Annotated in this window: 19 protein-coding genes; 16 read left to right on the plus strand and 3 right to left on the minus strand. The window is 59.1% G+C overall.

Annotated features, from left to right (window positions below; translation table 11 throughout):
* Nucleotides 1-56: 56 nt before the first annotated feature.
* From LAB08_RS05500 to ispD, 7 genes are all read left to right on the plus strand, one after another.
* Nucleotides 57-1,004 (plus strand): acetyl-CoA carboxylase carboxyltransferase subunit alpha, encoded by a 948-nt coding sequence (locus tag LAB08_RS05500; protein WP_095197080.1) that lies wholly within the window; start codon nucleotides 57-59, stop codon nucleotides 1,002-1,004.
* Between the two features lie 118 nt (nucleotides 1,005-1,122).
* A complete protein-coding gene (gene tilS / locus LAB08_RS05505) occupies nucleotides 1,123-2,436 on the plus strand; it encodes a tRNA lysidine(34) synthetase TilS (RefSeq protein WP_096513156.1) in 1,314 nt (437 codons plus the stop codon).
* A 274-nt stretch (nucleotides 2,437-2,710) separates the two neighbouring features.
* Nucleotides 2,711-4,342 (plus strand): CTP synthase, encoded by a 1,632-nt coding sequence (gene pyrG / locus LAB08_RS05510; protein ID WP_096513155.1) that lies wholly within the window; start codon nucleotides 2,711-2,713, stop codon nucleotides 4,340-4,342.
* Nucleotides 4,343-4,347: 5 nt separating this feature from the next.
* Nucleotides 4,348-5,193: a 3-deoxy-8-phosphooctulonate synthase gene (kdsA, locus tag LAB08_RS05515; protein WP_008019782.1), complete on the plus strand. Its 846-nt coding sequence runs from the start codon at nucleotides 4,348-4,350 to the stop codon at nucleotides 5,191-5,193.
* A gap of 157 nt (nucleotides 5,194-5,350) precedes the next feature.
* Nucleotides 5,351-6,640, plus strand: coding sequence for a phosphopyruvate hydratase (eno, locus tag LAB08_RS05520; protein WP_096513154.1), 1,290 nt, complete (start codon nucleotides 5,351-5,353; stop codon nucleotides 6,638-6,640).
* Between the two features lie 171 nt (nucleotides 6,641-6,811).
* Nucleotides 6,812-7,090 (plus strand): cell division protein FtsB, encoded by a 279-nt coding sequence (gene ftsB, locus LAB08_RS05525; RefSeq protein WP_007996937.1) that lies wholly within the window; start codon nucleotides 6,812-6,814, stop codon nucleotides 7,088-7,090.
* A complete protein-coding gene (gene ispD / locus LAB08_RS05530; protein WP_096513153.1) occupies nucleotides 7,087-7,794 on the plus strand; it encodes a 2-C-methyl-D-erythritol 4-phosphate cytidylyltransferase in 708 nt (235 codons plus the stop codon). The genes ftsB and ispD overlap by 4 nt, the downstream gene beginning before the upstream one ends.
* Before the next feature lie 136 nt (nucleotides 7,795-7,930).
* On the opposite strand, the gene LAB08_RS05535 is transcribed toward ispD, so the two are convergent.
* Nucleotides 7,931-8,827 carry a LysR substrate-binding domain-containing protein gene (locus tag LAB08_RS05535; protein WP_096513152.1) on the minus strand — a complete coding sequence of 299 codons (897 nt, stop codon included), beginning with the start codon at nucleotides 8,825-8,827 and terminating at the stop codon, nucleotides 7,931-7,933.
* A 106-nt stretch (nucleotides 8,828-8,933) separates the two neighbouring features.
* Here LAB08_RS05535 and LAB08_RS05540 point away from each other — a divergent pair, with 106 nt between their 5' ends.
* The 8 genes from LAB08_RS05540 to rpoS all read left to right on the plus strand — a co-directional run bounded on the left by LAB08_RS05540 (nucleotide 8,934) and on the right by rpoS (nucleotide 16,077).
* On the plus strand, nucleotides 8,934-10,046 hold the full coding sequence (locus LAB08_RS05540) for an S-(hydroxymethyl)glutathione dehydrogenase/class III alcohol dehydrogenase (RefSeq protein WP_096513151.1): 1,113 nt from the start codon (nucleotides 8,934-8,936) through the stop codon (nucleotides 10,044-10,046).
* 8 nt (nucleotides 10,047-10,054) lie between these two features.
* A complete protein-coding gene (gene fghA / locus LAB08_RS05545; protein ID WP_096513150.1) occupies nucleotides 10,055-10,900 on the plus strand; it encodes an S-formylglutathione hydrolase in 846 nt (281 codons plus the stop codon).
* 53 nt (nucleotides 10,901-10,953) lie between these two features.
* Nucleotides 10,954-11,427, plus strand: coding sequence for a 2-C-methyl-D-erythritol 2,4-cyclodiphosphate synthase (gene ispF / locus LAB08_RS05550; RefSeq protein WP_096513149.1), 474 nt, complete (start codon nucleotides 10,954-10,956; stop codon nucleotides 11,425-11,427).
* A complete protein-coding gene (gene truD, locus LAB08_RS05555; protein ID WP_096513148.1) occupies nucleotides 11,424-12,482 on the plus strand; it encodes a tRNA pseudouridine(13) synthase TruD in 1,059 nt (352 codons plus the stop codon). Before ispF ends, truD begins: the two co-directional genes overlap by 4 nt.
* The gene (surE, locus tag LAB08_RS05560) at nucleotides 12,470-13,219 is read left to right on the plus strand and encodes a 5'/3'-nucleotidase SurE (RefSeq protein WP_096513147.1); all 750 of its coding nucleotides are present in this window, start codon (nucleotides 12,470-12,472) and stop codon (nucleotides 13,217-13,219) included. The genes truD and surE overlap by 13 nt, the downstream gene beginning before the upstream one ends.
* Nucleotides 13,220-13,260: 41 nt before the next feature.
* Nucleotides 13,261-13,896: a protein-L-isoaspartate(D-aspartate) O-methyltransferase gene (locus tag LAB08_RS05565; RefSeq protein ID WP_172901687.1), complete on the plus strand. Its 636-nt coding sequence runs from the start codon at nucleotides 13,261-13,263 to the stop codon at nucleotides 13,894-13,896.
* Between the two features lie 211 nt (nucleotides 13,897-14,107).
* Complete coding sequence (locus tag LAB08_RS05570) at nucleotides 14,108-14,965, plus strand: peptidoglycan DD-metalloendopeptidase family protein (RefSeq protein WP_096513145.1); 858 nt, start codon at nucleotides 14,108-14,110, stop codon at nucleotides 14,963-14,965.
* 104 nt (nucleotides 14,966-15,069) lie between these two features.
* Nucleotides 15,070-16,077: an RNA polymerase sigma factor RpoS gene (rpoS, locus tag LAB08_RS05575; protein ID WP_096513144.1), complete on the plus strand. Its 1,008-nt coding sequence runs from the start codon at nucleotides 15,070-15,072 to the stop codon at nucleotides 16,075-16,077.
* 485 nt (nucleotides 16,078-16,562) lie between these two features.
* On the opposite strand, the gene fdxA is transcribed toward rpoS, so the two are convergent.
* Nucleotides 16,563-16,886 (minus strand): ferredoxin FdxA, encoded by a 324-nt coding sequence (gene fdxA / locus LAB08_RS05580; protein ID WP_095197066.1) that lies wholly within the window; start codon nucleotides 16,884-16,886, stop codon nucleotides 16,563-16,565.
* A gap of 142 nt (nucleotides 16,887-17,028) precedes the next feature.
* Nucleotides 17,029-19,608, minus strand: coding sequence for a DNA mismatch repair protein MutS (mutS, locus tag LAB08_RS05585; RefSeq protein ID WP_096513143.1), 2,580 nt, complete (start codon nucleotides 19,606-19,608; stop codon nucleotides 17,029-17,031).
* Between the two features lie 210 nt (nucleotides 19,609-19,818).
* On the opposite strand from mutS, the gene LAB08_RS05590 reads away from it, so the two are divergent.
* Nucleotides 19,819-20,553, plus strand: a complete 735-nt coding sequence (locus LAB08_RS05590) for a LexA family transcriptional regulator (RefSeq protein WP_096515549.1) — start codon at nucleotides 19,819-19,821, stop codon at nucleotides 20,551-20,553.
* Nucleotides 20,554-20,828: the final 275 nt, after the last annotated feature.

Genomic DNA, 20,828 nt, shown 5'->3' on the forward strand with positions numbered 1-20,828 from the left:
GAATAGACAACCGGCCGGCCCAAGCTCTCTTGGACGTCGACCCAAGACGGACGCCTATGAACCCGAATTTTCTTGATTTCGAACAGCCGATCGCCGACCTGCAAGCCAAGATCGAAGAGTTGCGCTTGGTCGGTAATGACAATTCGCTGAATATCGGCGATGAGATCTCCCGCCTGCAGGACAAAAGCAGCACGTTGACCGAAGACATCTTCGGCAAGCTGACCAGCTGGCAGATCGCGCGTCTGGCGCGTCACCCGAAGCGTCCATACACCCTGGACTACATCGAACACATCTTCACCGAGTTCGATGAGTTGCACGGCGACCGTCACTTCTCCGACGATGCCGCCATCGTGGGCGGTATTGCGCGTCTGGACGACCAGCCAGTCATGGTCATCGGTCACCAGAAGGGCCGTGAAGTGCGCGAAAAGGTTCGCCGCAACTTCGGCATGCCGCGTCCGGAAGGCTACCGCAAGGCCTGCCGCCTGATGGAAATGGCCGAACGTTTCAAAATGCCGATCCTGACCTTCATCGATACCCCGGGTGCATACCCTGGCATCGACGCTGAAGAGCGTAACCAGAGCGAAGCCATTGCCTGGAACCTGCGTGTCATGGCTCGCCTGAAAACCCCGATCATCGCCACCGTGATCGGTGAAGGTGGTTCCGGCGGTGCGCTGGCGATCGGCGTTTGCGATCAGCTGAACATGCTGCAGTACTCGACCTACGCGGTGATCTCGCCGGAAGGTTGCGCATCGATCCTGTGGAAAACCGCCGAGAAAGCACCGGACGCCGCTGAAGCCATGGGCATCACTGCAGAGCGTCTCAAGGGCCTGGGCATCGTGGACAAAGTGATCAGCGAGCCGTTGGGTGGCGCACACCGCGATCCGGCCGCAGCGGCTGCCTCGATCCGTGCCGAGCTGAGCTCGCAACTGGCGATGCTCAAGAAGCTCGACCACAAGGCGCTGCTGGATCGTCGTTACGAGCGCCTGATGAGCTACGGCCTCTGATCTATGTGGGAGCGAGCCTGCTCGCGAAAGCGGTATAACAGCCAACGAATTCGTTGAATGTTAAGCAGCCTTCGCGAGCAGGCTCGCTCCCACATTTGATTTGCGTGAAGTGATCGATATGAATCTGCCGGCCAAGCTTTTATTGAGCCTGAAACCCTGGCGCAACGCCACGACCTGGCACATCGCTTTCTCCGGCGGTCTCGACTCCACCGTCCTGCTACACCTGCTCGCACACCTCGCTAAAGCCCAATCCCTGCCGGCACTGCGTGCCATCCATGTCCACCACGGCCTTCAGGCTGTAGCTGATGCGTGGCCGGAGCATTGTCGGGCAATGTGCGAGGCACTTGGCGTGCCATTGCAGGTGGTTCGCGTGCAAGTGCAGCCCGGCGCCAGTCTCGAACGTGCGGCCCGGGATGCGCGTTATGCGGCGCTCAGCGAAGTCACCCGAGCCAATGAAGTGCTGCTGACCGCTCAACACCTTGACGATCAAGCGGAAACCCTGCTGTTTCGCTTGTTGCGCGGGGCCGGGGTAAGAGGTTTGTCGGGAATGCCACGGCAGCGTCCGCTGGGTGAAGGGTATCTGCTGCGGCCTTTGCTCGATGCGACTCGCGCCGAGCTTGAGGCCTATGCCGCGGAACACCAGCTGAGCTGGATCGAAGATCCTTCCAACCAGGATCGACAATTCTCGCGTAATTACCTGCGTCATCAGGTGTTCCCGGTGTTGACCTCTCGCTGGCCGCAGGCAATGGCGACCATGGCTCGCAGTGCCGCGCATTTGAGCGAGGCGCAGGGGCTGCTGGATGAACTGGCACAGATTGACCTGTGCCACGCACGCACCTGCAGTGAGTTTGATTGGCTGGGTTTGCCGTCGCTTGAATTGGCATCCCTGGTAAAGCTTTCAGTCGCACGCCAGCGCAATGCACTCAGCCACTGGCTTGAACCACTCACAAGCCTGCCCGACAGTGACCATTGGTCGGGTTGGGCGGATTTGTGCAATGCCTCTGGCGATGCACGGCCGATCTGGCGACTGGCGGATGGCGAATTGCATCGGGCGGGAGGGCGGATCTGGTGGCTGTCCGGCGGCTGGTTGCGCCGTTCACCTCCTGTTGGCACTTGGGGCGAGCCCTCGCTGCCGCTGGCATTGCCCGACAACGGTGTGCTCTCGCTCAGCGGGCAAATCCCCGATGGTCCTTTGCAGATCCGCTATCGTGAAGGGGGCGAGGTGATGGAGTTGCCGGGTCGTGGGCATCGCGATTTGAAGCGGTTGCTCAACGAAAGTGGTGTGCCGCTGTTCGTGCGCGGCAGATTGCCGCTGCTGTTCAAGGGCGGGCAATTGCTGGCGGTGGCGAACCTTCCGGGGCTGGATGGCAGCGCGGCGGGTGGCTGGAATTTGCATTGGCAGCCAATGGGCGAAGATCAAGGTTTGAGCTGAAAGGGGCTTTCCGGTAGACTACGCTCCCTTCTTGATACAACTTCTGTGGATTCGCCTGAATTGCAGGAGTTGCCGATTACCAAGCAGTCTTTGCTGGGCGATTCCAAAAAATGTGTAGCGAGCAACGTACCGGTGTTTCATCTTCCGGTCTGTCCCAACGCGGCGGTTTTTTTGAAAGGTGCACTGTGATTAATGCAGGTGATCGGGGGCTTCGGCCTTCCTTCGCTTTCCCCGGCGGCTCGGACCGCTTTAACGCAGACTTCTAGGGTTTTTCATGACGCGCTACATATTCGTCACGGGCGGTGTTGTTTCTTCATTGGGGAAAGGCATTGCATCGGCATCATTGGCGGCCATCCTGGAGGCGCGGGGACTTAAGGTCACCATGCTGAAGCTGGACCCGTACATCAACGTCGACCCGGGCACCATGAGTCCGTTCCAGCACGGTGAAGTGTTCGTCACCCACGACGGCGCCGAGACCGACCTGGACCTGGGCCACTACGAGCGGTTCATCCGCACGACCATGACCCAGAACAACAACTTCACCACCGGCCGTGTCTACGAGCACGTGCTGCGCAAAGAGCGTCGTGGTGATTACCTGGGCGCAACCATCCAGGTGATCCCGCATATCACCGACGAGATCAAGCGCCGCATCATCAAGGGCGCCGGCGATGCCGACGTGGCAATGGTCGAGATTGGTGGCACCGTGGGTGACATCGAATCCCAACCGTTCCTCGAAGCCATCCGTCAATTGCGTTTCGAAGTCGGCGCCAAGCGCGCGATGCTGATGCACCTGACACTGGTGCCGTACATCGCCACTGCCGGCGAAACCAAAACCAAGCCAACCCAGCACTCGGTCAAGGAGCTGCGCTCCATCGGCCTGCAACCAGACGTGCTGGTGTGCCGCTCCGATCACCCGATCGACATTTCCTCCCGTCGCAAGATCGCGCAATTCACCAACGTTGAAGAGCGTGCGGTCATCGGCCTGGAAGACGCCGACACCATCTACAAGATCCCGGGCATCCTGCACGCCCAGGGCCTGGACGATTTCGTCGTCGAGCGTTTCGGCCTGCAATGTGGCGGCGCCGATCTGTCCGAGTGGGAAGCCGTGGTAGACGCCAAGCTCAATCCTGAGCATGAAGTCACCATCGCCATGGTTGGCAAGTACATGGAACTGCTGGACGCGTACAAGTCGCTGATCGAAGCGATGAGTCATGCCGGCATCAGCAACCGCACCAAGGTCAATCTGCGCTACATCGACTCCGAAGACATCGAAAACCAGGGCACTGCGCTGCTGGAAGGCGTCGACGCGATCCTGGTTCCGGGCGGCTTCGGCCTGCGTGGCGTGGAAGGCAAGGTCACGGCCGTTCAATACGCTCGCGAAAACAAGGTTCCTTACCTGGGCATCTGCCTGGGCATGCAGGTGGCGGTGATCGAGTTCGCTCGTAACGTCATGGGCTGGAAAGACGCCAACTCCACCGAGTTCGATCGTGCAAGCGGTCACCCTGTCGTGGGCCTGATCACCGAGTGGGAAGATGCCACCGGCGCCGTCGAAATCCGTACCGAAGCGTCCGACCTGGGCGGCACGATGCGTCTTGGCGCTCAGGAATGCCTGCTCGAAGCCGGCTCCAAGGTGCATGATTGCTACGGCAAGGACGTGATTGTCGAGCGTCACCGCCATCGCTACGAAGTGAACAACAACCTGTTGCCGCAAATCATGGAAGCCGGCCTGAAAATCTCCGGCCGTTCCGGTGATGGCGCGCTGGTCGAAGTGGTTGAAGCACCGGATCACCCGTGGTTCGTCGCCTGCCAGTTCCACCCGGAGTTCACTTCGACGCCACGCGACGGTCACCCGTTGTTCAGCGGTTTCGTTAAAGCTGCTTTGACTCAACACCAGAAGAAGGCATGAACCTGATGGCGCAGAAGATCATCCGCGTAGGCGATATCGAGATTGCCAACGACAAGCCTATGGTGCTGTTCGGTGGCATGAACGTGCTGGAAAGCCGCGACATGGCGATGCAGGTCTGCGAAGAGTACGTAAAGGTTACCCAGAAACTGGGTATTCCTTACGTGTTCAAGGCCAGTTTCGACAAGGCCAACCGTTCCTCCGTGACCTCTTACCGTGGTCCCGGCCTGGAAGAGGGCATGCGGATTTTCCAGGACATCAAGCAAGCTTTTGGCGTGCCGATCATCACTGACGTCCATGAGCCCGATCAGGCTGCGGTCGTCGCTGAAGTCTGCGACATCATTCAGTTGCCGGCCTTCCTGTCGCGCCAGACCGACCTGGTGGTCGCGATGGCCAAGACCGGTGCGGTGATCAACATCAAGAAAGCCCAGTTCCTCGCGCCTCAGGAAATGAAACACATCCTGAACAAGTGCGTGGAAGCGGGTAATGATCAGTTGATCCTCTGCGAGCGTGGTTCGAGCTTCGGCTACAACAACCTGGTCGTCGACATGCTGGGCTTCGGCATCATGAAGCAGTTCGAATACCCGGTGTTCTTCGACGTGACCCACGCCCTGCAAATGCCGGGCGGTCGCGCTGATTCCGCCGGTGGTCGTCGCGCTCAGGTCCTCGATCTGGCGAAAGCCGGCATGAGCCAGTCCCTGGCCGGCCTGTTCCTCGAAGCCCACCCGGACCCGGACAACGCCAAATGCGACGGCCCTTGCGCCTTGCGTCTGGACAAACTGGAGCCATTCCTGGCCCAGCTCAAAGCATTGGACGAACTGGTGAAGAGTTTTCCGACGGTAGAAACCGCGTAATCCTCTTTTCTCCGGTAAAGTACCGCACGAATTAACGCTCAGGCCCTCGGGCCTGAGCCTTATCGTCCGCAAGTCTGCCCCGCTGCACATCGCTTGCCGACGGTAAAAGATTTCCTCTAGCTGCGTCGTTTTCGTCAACTTTGGAGTGTTTACAACAATGGCTAAAATCGTCGACATCAAAGGTCGTGAAGTTCTCGACTCCCGTGGCAATCCCACCGTGGAAGCGGATGTGCTTCTCGATAACGGCATCATCGGCAGCGCCTGCGCGCCGTCCGGTGCTTCCACTGGCTCGCGTGAAGCGCTCGAGCTGCGTGATGGCGACAAGAGCCGTTACCTGGGCAAGGGCGTACTCAAGGCCGTAGCCAACATCAACGGTCCGATCCGCGACCTGTTGAAAGGTACAGATCCAAGCGACCAGAAAGCGCTCGATCTGGCGATGATCAAGCTGGACGGTACTGAAAACAAGGCAACCCTGGGCGCCAACGCGATCCTCGCCGTTTCCCTGGCCGCGGCCAAGGCAGCAGCACAGGACCAGGACCTGCCGCTCTACGCTCACATCGCCAACCTGAACGGTACCCCGGGTGTCTACTCGATGCCGGTTCCGATGATGAACATCATCAACGGTGGCGAGCACGCCGATAACAACGTCGACATCCAGGAATTCATGGTTCAGCCGGTTGGCGCCAAGTCTTTCTCGGAAGGTCTGCGCATGGGCACCGAGATTTTCCACCACCTCAAAGCCGTGCTGAAGGCCCGTGGCCTGAGCACTGCCGTCGGTGACGAAGGTGGTTTCGCGCCTAACCTGGCGTCCAACGAAGATGCACTGAAAGTGATCTCCGAAGCCGTGGCCAATGCCGGTTACAAGCTGGGCACCGACGTGACCCTGGCACTGGACTGCGCAGCCAGCGAATTCTACGAAGACGGCAAGTACAACCTGTCCGGTGAAGGCCAGGTGTTCACCGCTGAAGGTTTCGCCGATTACCTGAAAGGCCTGACCGAGCGTTACCCGATCATCTCCATCGAAGATGGCCTGGACGAATCCGACTGGGCTGGCTGGAAAATCCTCACCGACAAGATCGGCGAGAAAACCCAGCTGGTAGGCGACGACCTGTTCGTGACCAACACCAAGATCCTGAAAGAAGGCATCGACAAAAAGATCGCCAACTCGATCCTGATCAAGTTCAACCAGATCGGCACCCTGACTGAAACCCTGGAAGCCATCCAGATGGCCAAGGCCGCCGGTTACACTGCCGTGATCTCGCACCGTTCGGGCGAAACCGAAGATTCCACCATTGCCGACCTGGCCGTGGGTACCTCGGCTGGCCAGATCAAGACCGGCTCCCTGTGCCGTTCCGACCGCGTGTCCAAGTACAACCAACTGCTGCGTATCGAAGAGCAGTTGAACGGCAAAGCCAAGTACAACGGCCGTAGCGAATTCCGCGGTTGATCGTCAGCTGATAAAAAAGACACCGGATTGTGTCGGAAAAATCGCTACAGCGACGTTTTTGCCACTAATCTGATGCCTTATAAGCACAAGCCTGGTTCTTCCAGGCTTCGTGCTGTCAGTAGCTTCATGTTTTGGTATGGCTGTCTTTTTTCACTGGATACCTGATATTCGATGCGCAGTCCCAATTGGTTGTTCCTCGTCTTGCTCCTGCTGCTGGCTGGCCTGCAATACCGCCTGTGGGTGGGTAATGGCAGTCTGGCGCAAGTGGCCGAGCTGACTCAGCAGATTGCGGATCAGCAAGCTGAGAACCAGGCGTTGCTGGAGCGCAATCGGGTGATGGACGCTGAAGTCAGCGAGTTGAAAAAGGGCATGGAGACCGTTGAAGAGCGGGCCCGCCATGAGTTGGGTATGGTCAAGGACGGTGAAACCCTTTACCAGTTGGCGCAATGAACCTGTCTCTGCCGGCCTTCTGGGCCGTGATTCCTGCCGCGGGCGTCGGTGCCCGTATGGCCGCGGACCGTCCCAAGCAATATTTGCAACTGGGCGGGCGCACTATTCTCGAACACAGCCTCGGCTGTTTCCTTGATCATCCTTGCCTGAAGGGTGTGGTGGTCAGTCTTGCTGTTGATGATCCTTACTGGCCGAACCTGGCCTGTGCCAGTGATCCGCGGATTGCCCGGGTCGAGGGCGGTAGCGAGCGTTCCGGGTCGGTGCTGAATGCGTTGCTGCATTTGCACGCGCAAGGCGCTGGCGATGAAGACTGGGTATTGGTTCATGATGCCGCACGACCGAATCTCGGTCGTGACGATCTGGATAACCTGCTGGCTGAACTGGCGGATGATCCTGTGGGTGGGCTGCTGGCGGTCCCGGCACGGGATACGCTCAAGCGAATCGACAAACACGGCCGTGTCGTCGAAACCGTGGACCGCAGTGTGATCTGGCAAGCCTATACGCCGCAGATGTTTCGCCTCGGCGCCTTGCATCGAGCGTTGGCGGACAGTCTGGTGGCTGACGCCGTGATCACCGATGAGGCTTCGGCCATGGAGTGGGCAGGGCTGGCGCCTCGCTTGATCGAGGGTCGAGCGGATAACCTCAAGGTCACTCGCCCTGAAGACCTTGAATGGTTGAGGCAGCGCTGGGCTAACCGTCGCTAGCTTTTGCGGTGCTCGTCAGATTGCTTTCGCGAGCAGGCTCGCTCCCACAGTTGATCGCGGTCCAATGTGGGAGCGAGCCTGCTCGCGAAAGCGGCGGTCCAAGCGGCTGACATCGTGCTGACATACCAACATGCTTCTAGCATTGGTATTCAGGCCTCTGAGCCAATCCTTCCTTCAAATAATCCACCAATTTGCGCACCTTCGGCGACAGATGCCGTTGCTGCGGGTACAGCGCCCAAACGGCCGTGTTCGGTGGTTGATGCGCCTCCAGCAGCGAAATCAATGCGCCGCTTTTCAAATGCTCCAGCACGTAATAGTCCGGCAACTGACACAGCCCTACGCCCTGTAGCGCGGCATCCAGTACTGCTTGCCCACTGTTGCAGCGCCAGTTTCCCTGGACTCGTTGCGAAAATTCCCGCCCGTTCTGTTCCAGTTGCCAGAGATCCGAGCTGCCGATGAGGCAGTTGTGACGGCTCAGTTCCGACAGACTGTGTGGGCGCCCATAACGTTCCAGGTAGGAAGGCGACGCGCATAGAAACATGCGTCGTGGCGCCAAACGCGTGGCGACCAGTCGCGAATCCTGCAAGCGCCCCAGACGGATTGCCAGGTCCAGGCCTTCATGCACCAGGTCCAATTGGCGGTTGCTCAGTTCAATGTCAATCCGCAGTTGCGGATACAGCCCCATGAACCGCGTCACCAGCGGCACGATGAAGCGTTCGCCGTAAGCCACGGCGCACGTCATGCGTAGCATGCCTTTGGGTTCGCTGGTCAAGTCGCCGACCGCGCGCAGTGCCTCTTCACGCCCATCCTGCAAACGTTGGCAATGTTGCAGGAAGGTTTGCCCGGCTTCAGTCAGCGTGACCCGGCGGGTGCTGCGATAGAGCAAACGGGTTTGCAAGCGTTCTTCGAGGCGTGCGATTTGTCGACTGATGTGGGAGGAAGAAACCCCCAGGCGTTCAGCGGCCGCCGTGAACTGGCTGCATTCGGCAACGGCCACGAACTCGTCGATACCTTCCCAGCGACTTTCGGACATTGAAGATTATCCCTGTGTAGCAATAATGTTTTGCTTTTGCCCGGATTATTCACCGTAAGACGCTGTATTACACTGTTTGTCTCGTTTTATTCACTGGAGAATCACCATGATCAAGTCGCGCGCCGCCGTTGCCTTCGAGGCCAAAAAACCTCTGGAGATCGTAGAAGTCGATGTCGCCATGCCCAAGGCCGGTGAGGTGTTGCTGCGCGTTGTGGCCTCCGGTGTTTGCCATACCGATGCCTACACCCTGTCCGGTGCTGATCCGGAAGGTATCTTCCCGTCGATCCTCGGCCACGAAGGTGGGGCAATCGTCGAGGCAATCGGCGAGGGTGTGACTTCTGTCGCGGTGGGCGACCATGTGATCCCGCTGTACACCCCGGAATGCCGTCAGTGCAAATTCTGCCTGTCTGGCAAAACCAACCTGTGCCAGGCCATTCGCGCGACCCAGGGCAAAGGCTTGATGCCCGATGGCACGACGCGTTTTGCCTACAAGGGCCAACCCATTTTCCACTACATGGGTACTTCGACGTTCTCCGAGTACACCGTGCTACCGGAAATTTCCGTGGCAAAAATTGCCAAGGAAGCGCCACTGGAAAAAGTCTGTCTGCTGGGCTGCGGTGTCACCACCGGTATCGGCGCAGTGCTCAACACCGCCAAAGTGAAACCCGGTGACACCGTGGCCATTTTCGGTCTCGGCGGCATTGGTCTGTCGGCGGTCATTGGCGCAGTCAAAGCCAAGGCGGCCCGGATCATTGCCATCGACATCAACCCGGCCAAATTCGAGATCGCCAAACAGCTGGGTGCAACCGACTGTGTAAATCCGAAGGATTTCGATCGTCCGATCCAGGAAGTCATCGTCGACATGACCGATGGTGGTGTCGACTTTTCCTTTGAGTGCATCGGCAACGTGCAGTTGATGCGTGCCGCACTTGAGTGCTGCCACAAGGGTTGGGGCGAGTCAGTCATCATCGGCGTGGCCGGTGCCGGCCAGGAAATCTCCACCCGTCCTTTCCAATTGGTCACCGGTCGCGTCTGGCGCGGTTCGGCGTTCGGTGGCGTGCGCGGCCGCACCGAGCTGCCAAGCTACGTGGAAATGGCCGAAACCGGCGAAATCCCGCTGGACACGTTCATCACCCACACCATGGGCCTGGAAGACATCAACAAGGCGTTCGACCTGATGCATGAAGGCAAGAGCATCCGTTCCGTCATTCATTTCTGAGGTCTGCCATGAGCCTGGAAAATATCTCCTGTCAGAAAAGTTTCGGCGGTTGGCACAAGCGTTATCGGCATCGCTCTGACGTGCTGGGCTGCGACATGGTGTTCGCCGTCTATTTGCCGCCACAGGCGGAGCAGGGCGGTAAGCTGCCGGTGTTGTACTGGTTGTCCGGCCTGACCTGCACCGACGAGAACTTCATGCAGAAGGCCGGCGCCATGCGCATGGCCGCCGAACTGGGGCTGATCATTGTCGCACCGGACACCAGTCCTCGCGGCGCCGATGTGCCGGGAGATCCGGACGGTGCCTGGGACTTCGGGCTCGGTGCAGGGTTTTATTTGAATGCCACGCAGGAACCCTGGTCGCGCCACTATCGGATGCATGACTATGTCGTGCAGGAATTGCCGGCATTGGTCGAAGCGCATTTCCCGGCGTCGGACAAGCGCGGCATCAGCGGTCACTCCATGGGTGGCCACGGCGCGCTGGTCTGTGCCCTGCGCAATCCGGGGCGTTATCTGTCGGTGTCGGCGTTCTCGCCGATCAACAATCCGATGGACTGTCCCTGGGGGCAGAAAGCCTTTTCCCGGTATCTGGGTGAGGACCGCGCGAAGTGGCGGGAGTGGGATGCTTGCGCGTTGCTTGCCGAGGCCGACGAAAAGCTGCCACTGCTGGTCGATCAAGGCGATCGAGACGATTTCCTCGCCACCCAGCTCAAGCCGGAAGCCTTGCAGCAGGCGGCTAAACTGGCCGATCACCCGCTGACGTTGCGCCTGCAACCGGGCTACGACCACAGCTATTTCTTCATCGCCAGCTTCATTGACGACCACTTGCAACATCATGCGCGCGCTCTAGGCGCCTAATGTCCGACAAAGCAGGTAGAATCACGCCCTGACAAAAATCGGGGCGTTTTTTTATGCGTATTGGCCACGGCTATGATGTGCACCGTTTCGCTGAAGGCGATTTCATTACTCTGGGCGGCGTGCGAATTGCACACGGCTTCGGGCTGCTCGCTCACTCCGACGGTGACGTCCTGCTGCACGCCTTGAGCGATGCCTTGCTCGGCGCCGCCGCGCTGGGTGATATCGGCAAGCATTTCCCGGACACCGACCCGCAATTCAAGGGCGCTGACAGCCGTGTGCTGTTGCGTCACGTCGTCGCACTGGTCCACGCCAAAGGCTGGAAGGTCGGCAACGTCGATAACACCATTGTTGCCCAGGCGCCGAAAATGGCCCCGCATATCGAATCGATGCGCGCGCTGATCGCCGCGGATCTTCAAGTTGAGTTGGATCAAGTGAACGTAAAAGCTACCACCACCGAAAAGCTCGGCTTTGTCGGTCGCGAAGAAGGCATTGCCGTGCATTCCGTTGCCTTGTTGCTGCGCGCATGAACGAAGCGCAATTGCTCGGCCCGCGGGCCTATGGTGATGCCCTCGGCACTGCGGTGCTGAAAGCCATCGCGGAAGATTTCCAGGTCGACGAAGTCCTTGATATTCCCCTGAGTGGCGACGGCGAACACTTGTGGATCTGGGTGGAAAAGCGCGGTCTGAATACGGAAGAAGCGGCGCGGCGGATCGCCAAGGCAGCTGGCGTACCCTTGCGCACCGTCAGTTACGCCGGGCTCAAGGATCGTCAGGCGCTGACCCGTCAGTGGTTCAGCGTACAACTGCCGGGAAAGGCTGATCCGGACCTGTCGGCAGCCGAAAACGACACGCTGAAAATCCTCAAGACCAGCCGGCACAAGCGCAAGCTGCAACGCGGTGCCCATTCGGCCAACGGTTTCACCTTGCGCCTGACGCAGTTCACCGGCGACAAGGCGGCCATCGAAGAGCGCTTGCAACTGATCGCCAAACAAGGCATCCCCAACTATTTCGGCAGCCAGCGCTTCGGGCATGACGGCGGCAACGTGGTCGACGCCCGTGCCTGGGCCGCGCGCAAGGCCTTGCCGGAGCAGCGTAACGTCCGTTCGCGCCTGCTCTCCACCGCGCGTAGTTTTCTGTTCAATCAGGTGTTGGCCGCGCGTGTCGCCGATGGCACCTGGCAACGTGCCCAGGTCGGTGATCTGCTGGCGTTTACCGATAGCCGCAGCTTCTTCCCGGCCGGTGAGGCCGAGTGCAGCGACCCGCGCCTGGCCATTCTCGATCTGCATCCGACGGGTCCGCAGTGGGGCGAAGGTGACTCGCCGGCCACGGGCGCTGTCCATGAATTGGAGCAGGCCATCGCCGCGCGCGAAGCGGACCTTCGCGATTGGTTGATCAACGCCGGTATGAGCCACGAACGTCGCATCCTGCGGCTGCCCATTGCCGGGTTGACGTGGCATTATCCCGAGCCTGACATTCTGCAACTGGAATTCGTCCTGCCGGCCGGATGCTTCGCCACCGTCTTGGTGCGCGAACTTGTTGATCTGGTGCCGGTGGGGCAGACGGACAGCTCATGCGTATTCTGATTTCTAACGACGATGGGGTAACCGCACCCGGTCTCGCCGCGCTTTATGCTGCGCTGGCGGATTACACCGAATGCGTGGTTATCGCCCCGGACCAGGACAAAAGCGGCGCCAGCAGTTCGTTGACGCTCGACCGTCCGTTGCACCCGCAGACGCTGGCCAACGGCTTTATCAGCGTCAACGGTACGCCGACCGATTGCGTGCACCTGGGCCTCAACGGCTTGCTGGAGCGTGAAGCGGACATGGTGGTTTCCGGGATCAACCTGGGCGCCAACCTGGGGGACGATGTCCTGTATTCCGGAACCGTGGCGGCAGCGCTCGAAGGGCGTTTCCTGACGCGTCCAGCGTTTGCCTTTTCGCTGGTCTCGCGACAAGTCGACAACCTTCCCACAGCCGCTTACTTTGCGCGCAAACTGGTCGAGGCCCATGGGGATCTCGAACTGCCACCGCGTACGGTACTCAACGTGAACATACCTAACTTGCCCCTGGAACATATCCGCGGTGTCCAGTTGACTCGCCTGGGGCATCGCGCCCGCGCGGCGGCACCGATGAAAGTGGTCGACCCGCGCGGCAAGTCCGGATACTGGATTGCCGCAGCGGGGGACGCTGAAGACGGTGGCCCGGGTACTGACTTTCATGCGGTGATGCAGGGCTATGTTTCCATCACTCCACTGCAACTGGATCGCACCTTCAATGATGCCTTCAGAAGTCTCGATGGCTGGCTGGAGGGGTTGCGCTAATGACTCGTGAGCAAGACGACATGCTGCGTCGCGGCATCGGCATGACCTCGCAACGGACCCGCGAACGCCTCATTCAACGTTTGTACGAGGAAGGGGTGTCCAACGCCAGGGTGCTGGAAGTCATCCGCCAAACACCGCGTCACCTGTTTGTCGATGAGGCGCTGGCACACCGTGCCTACGAGGACACCGCGCTGCCGATCGGGCATAACCAGACCATCTCGCAGCCTTATATGGTGGCTCGCATGAGCGAGCTGCTGCTGGAGGCCGGGCCTCTGGACAAGGTGATGGAGATCGGTACCGGTTCGGGCTACCAGACGGCGGTGTTGTCGCAACTGGTCGAGCGGGTGTTCTCCGTCGAACGCATCAAGGTGCTGCAGGACCGGGCCAAGGAACGCCTGGTCGAATTGAACCTGCGCAACGTGGTGTTTCGCTGGGGTGATGGCTGGGAAGGGTGGCCGGCACTGGCGCCGTACAACGGCATTATCGTGACGGCGGTGGCAACCGACGTGCCTCAGGCGTTGCTTGATCAATTAGCCCCCGGGGGGCGTCTGGTGATACCGGTCGGGTCCGGAGAGGTACAACAATTGATGCTGATCATTCGCGAGGAGCAGGGATTTTCCAGGCGTGTTCTGGGGGCGGTTCGTTTCGTCCCGCTGCTCAATGGGCCACTGGCCTGAGCTTTTGTTTCAACGCGCTGAATTCTCTTCGATAGCCTTTGTCTTACAGCGGCGTCGATTGGTTAAACGGGTTGTTTTGTCAGGCAGCAAACGTGTGCGCGAAGCCATTTCGCTTCATTAAGGGTAAAGCCTGCACGGCCCGTTATACTTGCGACATTTCGTGCCGGAACACGGCAAATCACATTTTCAGCCACCACAAAGGGAGCGGCGGGTGAGTCTCACAGTCATTGCGCAGCGTATGGGTAAAACGAGCTTTCAGCGCCTGGTGACTGGCCTTGTCATGAGCACCTTGCTGGTCGGTTGTTCCAGCAACAAATCCAGCGACGTACGCGTCGTTGATCGCAACAATGCCGTTGCCCAGCGCCCGGCAGTGACGACGGGACAGTACGTCGTCCGCCCGAAAGACACCTTGTTCTCGATCGCCTTTCGCTACGGTTGGGACTACAAGGCGCTCGCGGCACGCAACAACATTGATGCGCCCTACACGATCCATCCGGGTCAGACGATTCGCTTCGATGGTCGCACCGGTTCAACGTCGACTGCGGTGGTCAGTTCGTCCAATTCCTCGCCGTCGTCCTCGAGTAAAACCACCGTGATCCGTCGTCCTGTCGACGGTGCCACTACGACCACACCGGCGGTTGTACCGTCCGTCGCCAACAAGCCGGCACCCGCTCCACTGCCTCCTCCGGGCCCGGCCCCGACCGGCTGGGGATGGCCATCTAATGGCATTTTGATTGGTAAATTCTCTTCAAACGGTAGTTTGAATAAAGGAATTGATATCGCCGGAGATTTGGGACAGCCTGTTTTAGCTGCGTCTGATGGGACGGTGGTATACGCCGGGAGTGGCTTAAGGGGCTACGGCGAATTAGTTATCATCAAACACAGCGAAACCTACGTCAGTGCCTACGGACATAACCGCAGGCTGTTGGTTCGGGAGGGGCAGCAGGTCAAGGTCGGACAGACAATTGCCGAAATGGGGTCAACGGGTACAGACCGGGTGAAACTGCATTTTGAGATTCGCCGCCAAGGTAAACCTGTAGATCCGCTGCAATTCCTGCCACGTCGTTGATCGCTACCAGCCTGTTCCGTCACGTAGAGGGGACAGGCTCCAGCGTTGCCAAGGATAAAGGCGCCGCTTGAGCTTGAGGTCGAACTCACCAAAGGACTATAACAATGGCTCTCAGTAAAGAAGTGCCGGAGTTTGACATCGACGATGAGGTTCTCCTGATGGAGACCAGCATCGATACGGATTCGATGTCGAATGATGAAGGGGCGGCTCCACCTTCCGTTCGTGCCAAATCCAAACACTCCGCATCGTTGAAGCAACACAAATACATTGACTACACGCGGGCACTCGACGCCACGCAGCTGTACCTCAATGAAATCGGCTTTTCCCCCCTGTTATCCCCCGAAGAAGAAGTTCATTTTGCGCGCCTGTCGCAAAGTGGCGATCCGGCCGGGCGCAAACGCATGATTGAAAGTAACCTGCGGCTGGTGGTGAAAATCGCCCGGCGTTACGTCAATCGTGGCTTGTCGCTGCTTGACCTGATCGAAGAGGGCAACCTCGGCTTGATTCGGGCGGTGGAGAAGTTCGACCCTGAGCGGGGTTTCCGCTTTTCGACCTACGCAACCTGGTGGATTCGTCAGACCATCGAGCGCGCGATCATGAATCAGACCCGGACCATCCGGTTGCCGATCCATGTGGTCAAGGAGCTGAACGTGTACCTGCGGGCCGCACGAGAGCTGACGCAAAAACTCGATCATGAACCCTCACCCGAAGAGATCGCCAACCTGCTGGAAAAACCGGTAGGAGAGGTCAAGCGCATGCTCGGCCTGAACGAGCGGGTTTCTTCGGTCGACGTCTCGCTGGGTCCGGATTCGGATAAAACCCTGCTGGACACCCTTACCGACGATCGCCCAACCGATCCATGCGAATTGTTGCAGGATGACGACCTGTCCCAGAGCATCGATCAATGGCTCTCGGAACTGACCGACAAACAACGCGAGGTGGTTGTGCGCCGCTTCGGGCTGCGCGGTCACGAGAGCAGTACCCTGGAAGACGTAGGCCTGGAAATTGGCCTGACCCGGGAACGGGTCCGGCAGATTCAGGTTGAAGGCCTCAAGCGCCTTCGTGAGATCCTGGAGAAAAACGGCCTGTCGAGCGAGTCGCTGTTTCAGTAACAGGCTCGTGTAGCGGTCAACAAAAGCCCCGACTGGTTCGGGGTTTTTTGTTGCGCGGAAGAACGTCCCCGCAGACCTGCGTAGCCACCTCGGGTTTGTAGTCTTGGGTTGTAAGTCTTGGCTTACTCTTTCGTAAGTGTTCGTTATTTTTACAGCGTGGCAGACCGCCATACTTTCACTGACGTTGATTTATCTAGTTGATTTAGATGCTTATTTTAGCAAGTTAACAGCATATGACAGGCGATTTCAGCGTTCGAGGCCGATTGCTCCCGGCTCCGAACACTCTAGTATTCGGGTTGTGTCGAGGGACAGACACGCCCTTCAAGGATGAGGGGAATGGACATCGCAGGAAGCGATTCATCAGGACGATGAAATGGAACACAGGGAATAGGGAAAAAAGTGGGCGGGTCAAACCGCCCCTTTTTTTTCGCCTGCAGAAAAGCAAAAAGGCCCTTGTGGGGCCTTTTTCGGGAACGCGGGGATAATCAGCGTTCGAGATGTTCGATCTTGCCTGGCTTGCCATCCCACTCAGCGGAGTCGGGCAAAGGGTCTTTGCGCTCGGTGATGTTCGGCCAGACCTCGGCCAATTCCAGGTTCAATGCGATGAAGTTTTCCATGCCCGCAGGGACTTCATCTTCGGAGAAGATGGCCACGGCAGGGCATTCTGGTTCGCACAGTGCGCAGTCGATGCACTCATCCGGGTGAATCACCAGGAAGTTCGGGCCTTCGTAAAAGCAGTCCACCGGACAGACTTCTACGCAGTCGGTGTACTTGCACTTGATGCAGTTGTCGGTGACGACGAAGGTCATTTCTAATTTTCTCCTCAGGCGCGGCTTGCTGCGCCCCTTCACATAGGGGTCGCAAGGTTCGGGAGCGATAGTCTGCAGGCCAGGCTAAAAGCCAGCAGCATCCCAAACCGCGCGAGATTCTAACAGCTTGCAAGCCTATGCGTTAGATCCGTGTCTTTAGTGTATAGAGCATTTCGAGCGCACGACGTGGCGTCATATCGTCCAGGTCGAGCTTGGCCAGTTCATCCAGCACCGGATGCGGCAGGCTGGCGAACATATCGCTTTGCTGTGGCGCGGCAGGCTTGCCTTTGGCTGGCTTGGGCGCTTCATGGGGCAGGGCGGTGTCTTCCAGGCGGCTCAAATGCTCACGGGCGCGCACGATCACTTCAGTGGGCACACCGGCCAGCTGCGCCACTGCCAGGCCGTAGCTCTGGCTGGCGGGCCCCGGTAGCACGTGGTGCAGGAACACGATGCGTTCGTTGTGCTCAGTGGCGTTGAGATGCACGTTGGCCACCAGCGGTTGGGCTTCCGGCAGGACTGTCAGCTCGAAGTAGTGGGTGGCGAACAGCGTGTAGGCGCGCAAGTGCGCCAGTCGCTCCGCCGCCGCCCAGGCCAGGGATAAACCGTCGAACGTACTGGTGCCGCGCCCGACTTCATCCATCAATACCAGGCTGCGCTCGGTGGCGTTGTGCAGGATGTTGGCGGTTTCGCTCATTTCGACCATGAAGGTCGAACGCCCGCCTGCCAGGTCATCGCTGGAGCCGATCCGGGTGAAGATGCGATCCACCAGCGACAATTCACAACTGGCCGCCGGTACGAAGCTGCCGATATGGGCCAGCAGTACGATCAGCGCGGTCTGGCGCATGTAGGTGGATTTACCGCCCATGTTCGGACCGGTGATCACCAGCATGCGCGTATTGTCATCGAGGCTCAGGTCATTGGCCACGAACGGCGTGGTCAGCACTTGCTCGACCACCGGGTGACGACCCTGGCTGATACGCATGCACGGTTCGCTGACGAACCGCGGGCAGTTCAAGTCAAGGTTCAATGCACGCTCGGCCAGGTTGCTGAGTACGTCCAGTTCGGCCAGCGCCGAAGCGGTGTCCTGCAGCGGTGGCAACTGCGCGATCAGGTCCTCGAGCAGCGCCTCGTAAAGCATCTTCTCCCGGGCCAGGGCGCGGCTCTTGGCCGACAGCGCCTTGTCTTCGAAGGCCTTGAGTTCCGGTGTGATAAATCGTTCGGCGCCCTTGAGGGTCTGACGGCGGATGTAATCGGCAGGCGCCGACTCGGCTTGCTTGCTCGGCAATTCGATGAAGTAGCCGTGGATGCGGTTGTACCCAACCTTCAGGTGGGACAGGCCGGTACGGGCCTTTTCCCGGGCTTCGAGGTCGATCAGGAATTGTCCGGCGTTCTCGCTCAGCGATTGCAGTTCGTCGAGTTCGCTGTCGTAACCGGTCTTCAATACACCGCCGTCGCGGATGACCGCCGGCGGGTTGTCGACGATGGCTTTTTCCAGCAGCGCGGCCAGTTCCGGGTAGGTGCTGGTAGTGGTTGCCAGCTGTTGCAGGTGCGGGGCTTCAAGCTCGGTCATCGCCACTTGTAGCTCAGGCAGGGCGCCGAGGGCATCGCGCAGGCGTGCCAGATCCCGCGGGCGGGCGTTACGCAGGCCGATCCGCGCGAGAATCCGCTCGATGTCGCCGATTTCCTTGAGCTGCGGTTGCAGCTTTTCGAAACGGTAGGCGTCGAGCAGGCACGTGATCGACGTCTGGCGGGCCAGCAAAATCTTCAGGTCACGCAGAGGTCGATTCAGCCAACGGGTCAGCAAGCGGCTGCCCATGGCGGTCTGGCAGCGGTCGACCACCGATTGCAGTGTGTTATCGCGACCCCCGGCCAGGTTGGTGTCCAGCTCCAGGTTGCGACGGCTGGCGCCGTCCAGCACCACGGTATCGTCCAGTCGCTCATGACGCAGGCTGCGGAGGTGGGGCAGGGCGGTGCGCTGGGTTTCTTTCGCATAGGCCAGCAGGCAACCGGCGGCGCCGATGGCCAGGGTCAGGTTCTCGCACCCGAAACCTTTCAGGTCCTGGGTAGAAAACTGCTGGCAAAGACTTTTCAGCGCCGAGTCACGTTCGAAATCCCACGGCGCACGGCGACGAACCCCACGACGTTTTTCCGCCGGCAGATCCTTCGGCCAGTCATCCGGAATCAGCAGCTCTACCGGATTGACCCGTTCCAGCTCCGCCAACAGGTTTTCCCAACCCTTGATTTCCAGCACGCTGAAGTTGCCGCTGGTGATGTCCAGCACCGCCAGGCCGAACAGACGCTCATCACCCAGCACAGCCGCGATCAGGTTGTCCCGACGCTCATCCAGCAGCGCCTCGTCACTCACCGTCCCCGGCGTGATGATCCGCACCACCTGGCGCTCCACCGGCCCCTTGCTGGTGGCCGGATCGCCGATTTGTTCACAGATCACCACCGACTCACCGAGCTTTACCAGTTTCGCCAGGTAACCTTCGGCGGCGTGGTAAGGAATTCCGCACATGGGAATTGCCTGGCCGGCCGACTGCCCACGGGCAGTCAGAGTGATGTCGAGCAACTTGGCGGCCTTCTTCGCGTCCTCATAGAAGATCTCGTAGAAGTCGCCCATGCGGTAGAACATCAACTGGTCTGGGTGCTGGTTCTTCAGGCGCCAGTACTGCTGCATCATCGGCGTGTGGGAGGACAGGTCGGAGAGGGCTTTATTCATTGGGAATCGGAAAACTCGTTCAAAGGTGTGGGGCAAAAGTGGGGCGTCGGCCCGGCTTTTCCGCAATGGGCGCAAGATTAACATGGGCGGTCTGCCGGACGCAGGCAGGAACGCCGCCTGGTCCGTTTCTGATGCGTTATGCATTGCTTATGCACTTTTTATGCAATTTGGCATTTGTCTTCCGCAAAAAGAACAAGCACTATGCGCGCTATGCACAAACGCAATGTTTCTACCGTCCTAAGAGCGCTGCTCGATCAGCACGGGATCTCCCCCACGGAGCTTCACCGTCGCACCGGCGTGCCTCAATCCACTCTCTCGCGGATCCTCAGCGGGAAGATCGTCGATCCTTCGGATAAACACATATCGAAGATCGCCGAGTACTTCGCCGTGAGCACCGACCAGTTGCGCGGCCGTGCAGAAGTCGCGCCGGCGATCACTGGCGGGCGCGATCAATTGCATGCTGAACTCAAGGACATAAGTCTGTGGGACGACGATACACCCGTCGACGACGACGAAGTGTCGGTCCCCTTTCTTCGCGAGGTTGAATTGGCTGCGGGATCAGGAAGATTTGTCATCGAAGAGAGCGAGCGCTCTAGCCTGCGCTTCGGTAAGCGCAGTTTGCGCCATAACGGGGTGCAGTTCGACCAGGCCAAATGCGTGACCGTGCGTGGCAACAGCATGTTGCCGGTACTGCGTGACGGTGCCACGGTCGGGGTCAATGCCGGCAAGTGCGGGATTGGCGACATTATTGATGGCGACCTTTATGCAATCAATCACAACGGCCAGTTACGGGTGAAACAGCTTTATCGTCTGCCTACCGGCATTCGGTTGCGCAGCTTCAACCGCGATGAACACCCGGACGAGGACTACAGTTTCCAGGAAATGCAGGAAGAGCAAATCGTCATCCTCGGCCACGTCTTCTGGTGGGGCATGTACGCTCGCTAACCTCAACGCTGTCAGATAAAGCCCGCCATCAGGCGGGTTTTTTTTCGCCTGGCAAAAGCCACCAACACCTTTGTTTATAGGCTTTTCATGCGTTAGTGCATTTGTAGTGCATAAATAAATGCATTTGTGCATTGACTGTATATGCATCCATGCATATTCTTTGTCTCAAGCCGCTCAACAAAGCGGTTCGCAAAGAAGCTCATTAGTTCCACCAAAAAAGGCAGCGATGAACCGGCCTCAACGGTTCAGAGGGTTGGCAACTGACCCGGGTGTGC

The sequence above is a fragment of the Pseudomonas izuensis genome (genome assembly GCF_002356535.2).
GTDB classification, from domain to species: domain Bacteria; phylum Pseudomonadota; class Gammaproteobacteria; order Pseudomonadales; family Pseudomonadaceae; genus Aquipseudomonas; species Aquipseudomonas izuensis.